This window comes from Candidatus Albibeggiatoa sp. nov. BB20 (genome assembly GCA_016744725.1).
In the GTDB taxonomy this organism is placed as follows: Bacteria; Pseudomonadota; Gammaproteobacteria; order Beggiatoales; family Beggiatoaceae; genus Albibeggiatoa.
The window spans coordinates 4737-11279 of the sequence record JADGDW010000146.1 but is presented as its reverse complement, the minus strand read 5'-3'; the positions used below and the strand labels follow the sequence as shown (position 1 = coordinate 11279).

3 protein-coding genes are annotated in these 6543 nt (G+C 37.1%); all 3 read left to right on the top strand.

The window, feature by feature from the left end; all coding sequences use genetic code 11:
• The first annotated feature begins 476 nt into the window (after window positions 1-476).
• Window positions 477-2270: a DNA primase gene (gene dnaG / locus ABXH34_RS14665; RefSeq protein ID WP_353572633.1), complete on the top strand. Its 1794-nt coding sequence runs from the start codon at window positions 477-479 to the stop codon at window positions 2268-2270.
• A 174-nt stretch (window positions 2271-2444) separates the two neighbouring features.
• A complete protein-coding gene (gene rpoD, locus ABXH34_RS14660; protein ID WP_502710417.1) occupies window positions 2445-4307 on the top strand; it encodes an RNA polymerase sigma factor RpoD in 1863 nt (620 codons plus the stop codon).
• A 179-nt stretch (window positions 4308-4486) separates the two neighbouring features.
• The coding region (locus ABXH34_RS14655; protein WP_353572631.1) for a leucine-rich repeat domain-containing protein at window positions 4487-6543 on the top strand (2057 nt) is incomplete at its 3' end.

Genomic DNA, 6543 nt, shown 5'->3' with positions numbered 1-6543 from the left:
GGGAATAGGTATTTACATATATAAAGTAAGTTATTATTACTATTTTTATCAGAATCTACTGTCAGAATTATGTTATATCAAATCTTAGATTTTTTATATTTTATGCCATTCCCCCAAAACAACCTTAAATATTAGATTTATCTACTTTACAAGTTATCGACTGTAATAGTGCCTGTTTCTGCTTTTGGATAAAACATTGACTGTCACAGCAATCACACCTGTGTTAATTTCGACAGTGGTATAGTCGTTTTATTTTAAAGTGATACAGGACTGGCAGTCCTCAAATTTTAAAGTGTTTGATATTTAAAATATTAAAGGGCTGCCAGTCCTAACACATAACAAGAAATTCACTATATCTTGGAAAATATTCTTGACCAGAATACGTTCCTAAATCTGCTAAATTTAAACAATGAATGTGGCAAAAATAGAAATATGGTCTATATTTATTGTTTGCTCTGAATTTTACCGAAATCAATATGTCCAAATTGGTTGCTGCCCACTTTATTGATACATTACTACAACATGCTGAATTAATAGATATTATCGATAAACAAGTCCCATTAAAAAAAGCAGGGGCAAATTATAAAGGCTTGTGCCCATTTCATAATGAGAAAACCCCATCATTTACAGTTTATCCACAGCAACAAACCTATCATTGTTATGGTTGCGGTGCGCATGGTAACGCCATCACTTTTTTACGTGAACATAATCATTTAGATTTTAATGATGCGGTTGAAGAGCTTGCAGGTAATTGCGGTTTAGAAGTTGAATATGATGACAATATAGAAGTTCAGCCAGTCCAGGTTAAAAATGACAATTTATATACAGTTTTACAGCAAGTAACACAATTTTATCAACAGCAATTGCAATTGTTTCCCATAAGTTTAGATTATTTTAAACAACGTGGTCTCAATGCCGATATTATCGAACAATATGCACTTGGTTACGCGCCGCAAGCTTGGGACAATGTATTAAAACAATTCGGTACAGATGCACAAAAAATTCAGCAATTAATTGATGTTGGATTGATTTCAGAAAAGCAAGAATCTCAACGCCGTTATGATCGGTTTCGCCATCGGGTGATGTTTCCTATTCATGATCAAAAAGGGCAAGTGATTGCTTATGGCGGTCGGGTTTTAGATGATAGTAAGCCAAAATATTTAAATTCACCAGAAACAGCTCTTTTTCAAAAAAAACAAGAATTATATGGCTGGCATTTGGTTAAAAAACAAAAAAATTTACAGCGTGTTGTGATTGTTGAAGGTTATATGGATGTGGTGGTTTTAGCTCAATTTGATGTAATGAATGCCGTTGCAACCTTGGGTACAGCAACCTCAATCGAACATTTAAACCGTTTATTTCGCACTGTACCTGAGATCATTTTTTGTTTCGATGGCGATAGTGCAGGCTATAAAGCAGCTAAGCGGGCATTAGAAGTGGCATTGCCTGTGTTATTCGACGGCCGAAAAATTCGATTTGCATTTTTACCTGATGGTGAAGACCCTGACAGCTTTGTACGTCAATATGGTAAAGCACAATTTGAAACCTATTTAAATCAAGCTAAATTATTATCTGGGTTTTTATTCGATGAATATTTATTAAATGACATTGATCCAGAGCAGCCACATACACCTGAAAGTATTGCTAACCTAAAAAGAACCGCTGAAAAAAATGTGATTCCGCTTTTAGAGCAATTACCAAAAAATTCAGAATATTACCGCTTGATGTTCAAAAGATTGGAAGAAATCAGTGCCAATTTGGGTTTTGAAGGTGCAAATTTCAAGAAGTCGTCTAAACTTACTAAAAACAAACAAACACAGTCTGAAAATAAACGTGCATCAAAAAGTATTCCTTCTTTAGCTGAAAAGGCACTGCGCTTGTTAATTCAAATGCCTAGCCTTGCTGAGGAAGTGGAACAGGTTGATAAATTTCAGTATGTGCAAGATGAAAAAGCTAATTTATTAATACGCTTGGTTGAATTTATTCATCAAAACCCCCATGTCAACACGGCGATTATGTTAGAACATTGGCAAAATACCAAAGAGCTTAATTACTTGACTTCATTATCTTTAAATACACATTTATTATCTGAACAAGAGATATTGCAAGAATTTACCAGTGCGATAGAACAATTACAATATTGCTCTAGTGTGCGCCAGCGTAAACAAAGTTTATTAGAAAAAATTAAGCAAGGTATTGCAACCGCCTCTGAGCAACAAGCATTAGAGCAACTTTATAAAGATGAAGCCCAATTGTTTAAGTTTCGCTGAATCTAAGTAAAAAATCACTTTTTTCAAATCAATAATTAAAATTTTTCTGCCACAAAACAAGCAAACTGAAAATGCTTTGCTATAATTACAACGATTGTGGTTTATATAACTAAAATAAAAATTAACCTGTTGTATTCACACAACCCCAAAAGCACAAGGGTACTCAAAAGCACCATGAATCAAGAGCAACAAAAATCGCGCTTAAAACAGCTCATCGCTAAGGGTAAAGAGCAAGGTTACCTCACTTATCACGAAGTGAATGACCATCTACCTGACGATATCGCCGACCCTGAACAAATTGACACCATTATCAACATGATTAACGATATGGGCATCTCTGTACATGAGTTTGCCCCTGATGCTGATGCGTTGTTGATGGCTGAATCAGAGGTGACGGCTGATGATGATGCGGCTGAAGAAGCGGCTGCGGCATTGATTAGTACAGATAATGAATTTGGCCGTACAACTGATCCTGTGCGAATGTATATGCGCGAAATGGGTACGGTGGATTTATTGACTCGTGAAGGTGAAATCAAAATTGCCAAACGGATTGAAGAGGGCTTGAGTCAAGCGTTATCTGCATTGGCGACCCATCCTGATATTGTGGGCGAATTTGTATCTTGCTTTGATATGGTGAAAACCCAAGAACGTAAATTGAGTGATATTATTTCAGGTTTCCATGATAAAGAAGAAACTGAAGAAAGTGTAGCAGCAGTCGCAGTCGCTGACCCACCATTGAGTGCTATTAGTAATCGTGGCAATACTGAACCTGATGGTGTAGAGGAAAATGAAGCAGCAGCGGCGGATGTATCATTACTTGCTGATGATAATTTAGATATGGAAGAAGCTGAGCAACGCTTTGGGCATTTAGGTGATTTACATGCTCGTTTGATTGCGGCGCGTGAACAACAGGGCATTGATTCTGATGAATTTAAAAACTTGCGTAAAGAAGTTTCTGCATACTTTTTAGAGTTCAAAATCTTACCTAAAGTAATCGAAGATTTAACGATTAAATTACGCGATACTGTGGCTGAAATCCGCGGACATGAAAACCGTATTCGTGATATTTGTGTACGCGATGTGGGTATGGAAAAACGTGAATTTCTTTCCAGTTTTAAAAATAATTCAACCAATCCAGATTGGATCGCCGCATTGTTGAAAAGTGGGCGTGGTTATGTTGATAAACTGAATAATCATGCTGACCGAATACGTGAACAACAAGAGTTTTTACTTGATATCGAACAACAATGTCATTTACATTTAGATGAAGTTAAAGATATTAACAAGCGTATTTCGATTGGTGAAGCGAAAGCCCGTCGCGCTAAGAAAGAAATGATTGAGGCTAACTTGCGTTTGGTGATTTCGATTGCGAAAAAATATACCAACCGTGGTTTACAATTCTTGGATTTAATTCAAGAAGGCAATATTGGTTTGATGAAAGCGGTGGACAAGTTTGAATATCGCCGTGGTTATAAATTCTCAACTTATGCAACATGGTGGATTCGTCAAGCGATTACCCGTTCTATTGCGGATCAAGCGCGTACCATTCGTATTCCTGTGCACATGATCGAGACCATTAATAAACTCAATCGTGTTTCGCGCCAAATTTTGCAAGAAAAAGGCCGTGAAGCGATGCCAGATGAGTTGGCAGAACGGATGGAAATGCCTGAAGACAAAGTGCGTAAGGTATTAAAAATTGCTAAAGAACCTATTTCAATGGAAACCCCTATCGGTGATGATGAAGATTCGCATTTAGGTGATTTTATTGAAGATACTAGCATTCCTGCGCCGTTGGATTCTGCGACTTTTGAAGGTTTACGCCGTGCCACTCAGGATATGTTGCATAGTTTAACCCCGAGAGAAGCCAAGGTATTACGGATGCGATTCGGGATTGATATGCACACGGATCATACGTTAGAAGAAGTGGGCAAACAGTTTGATGTGACGCGTGAGCGGATTCGCCAAATTGAAGCCAAAGCATTGCGTAAATTGCGTCATCCTAGTCGTTCTGAGCAATTGCGTAGTTTCTTGGATTAAAGTTTATTAGTTTAAAGTAATACAGGACTGGCAGTTTTTTAAGGATTGCCAGTCCTTATCTCAAGGCAACGCAATATGTTGCCCCTTCTTATCAAAATTCCCCGCAAAATTTGCAATTATTCATTTCTGGTCTATAACTTAATGCAATCCTTTTTATTTAAATTTTTGGAAACCGCATTATGACAATTCGTAGACCTTGGTACATTTACGGCATTTTGCTGTATTTGTGCTGTAGCAGTGTGTTGCCTGCCGCAACCATAGACTGTACTCAAAACCGTTGTGATTATAGTTTACAATTAGAGCAAGCAGGGACTTATCAACTTAGCACCACGCTACCAGATGATGGTACAGCAGGGATTTTAGGTTTAAGCCTAAGCTCTGATTCACAAAGCTTTAACAACTTTACCACCCGTTCAATCGCAGATTTATCACAATCAACCGTGCATTGGACAAGTTTCATCCTTCCAGAACCGCAAAGTATTAGTTTTATTCCTCATAATTATCTTGATGAAACTCAAAGCATTTTAGCGGCATTATATCGAATTGTGGACGGCGAACGGATTGCGTTTTATGAACCGACTTTAATGAATTCTGGTCAAGAACATATTACACCTGAATTAGAAGCGGGTGATTATATTGCTGAAGTGAGCAGTGCGGACGGTTCAACGATTCAAGCGGGTTTAGAAGTTATCGGAAATAATATCGAATTTCAAACCACAGGTGGTTGGAATCGAGCCGATACAGAAACTTTTGTGTTGTTTGATAGTTATGCCGAACTGAGTACAATTCAATTTAGCCTTTTATTTGGAAATAATTATCCTTTGGGAGCGTCGCAACCTGTTGCTGACATCAAGCATATTGATTCCAATGGCGAGCAACAAATTATTTGGAATAGTCTCTCTGAGTTACAAGCTTTGCCAGATTTGGACGTTATCAAACTTTTAGAAAAGGTGATTGATAAATCATTAACTCAAACCAGTATTAATAAAGTCATGGGACATCGAAATGCTTATGCTTTGGATGCGAACAATCACATTGTTGGTTTAAATTTATCTCGCTCTGATTTATCGACTGTTCCGCAGTTTATTTTTGCTTTTGAGCATTTATCAAAATTATCTTTATCACAAAATCAAATCAGCCAATTTCCTGCTCGATTAACACAATTGCAAAACTTAACAGAACTCAATTTAAGTGACAATCAAATCAGCCAAATCCCTGAAACAGTTAACCAATTGCAAAACTTGGATTATTTAAGCATATATGAAAATGAACTGACCACGCTTCCCGCAGAAATCGGACAATTAGTCAATTTAAAAGGTTTGTATTTAGGTTCAAATCAGTTGCAAACCGTGCCATCTGAAATAGGTCAATTACAAAAACTGACGGTTTTATGGTTACAAAATAATCAGTTGAAAACTTTACCACCAGAAATGAGTAATTTAAATCCTGAACTGGAATTATGGATATGGGGTAATCCTCTACAACAACCAAGCTTGGAAATTGCCAATCAAGGCATTGAAGCCATTCGCAATTATTTTGATTCGTTGCTTGAAGAACTCAGTGATTTAGAGATTATTCAACGATTAGAGCAGGAATTGGGGAAAAGTTTAACAGAGCTTGTAACAAAAAATGCACAACAGCAAGTGATCGAATTAGACTTATCTTATTTGTCTTTAACTCAAATACCAAAACAGGTGTCTTTTTTAAAGCATTTACAAAAACTTATACTAAATGGGAATAAACTTGTAGAGCTGCCGCCAGAAATTGGACAGTTGCTAAGCTTGACTTGGTTAGATTTAAGAGATAACCGATTAAAAAGCTTACCGCCAGAAATTGGGCAGTTACAAAGCTTGACTTGGTTAGATTTAAGAGATAACCGATTAAAAAGCTTACCGCCAGAAATTGGCCAGTTGCAAAGCTTAACTGAGTTAAATTTATACAATAACCCATTACAAAGCCTACCGCCAGAAATTGGCCAGTTGCAAAGCTTAACAACGTTATATTTGGGTTACAGCCAATTCCAAATCGGAAGCTTCTCGCGAAGCATTGGCCAGTTACAAAGCTTACCGCCAGAAATTGGCCAGTTGCAAAGCTTAACAACGTTAGATTTATCTAGGAACAAACTACAAAGCTTACCGCCAGAAATTGGCCAGTTGCAAAGCTTAACGAGTTTAAATTTATCGGTAAATCAATTACAAAGCTTACCGCCAGAAATTGGCCAGTTGCAAAGCTTAAC

Bases quoted from the DNA above. Each gene is read 5' to 3' on its own strand.
- dnaG (WP_353572633.1), top strand. From the start codon at position 477: ATGTCCAAATTGGTTGCTGCCCACTTTATTGATACATTACTACAACAT.
- rpoD (WP_502710417.1), top strand. From the start codon at position 2,445: ATGAATCAAGAGCAACAAAAATCGCGCTTAAAACAGCTCATCGCTAAG.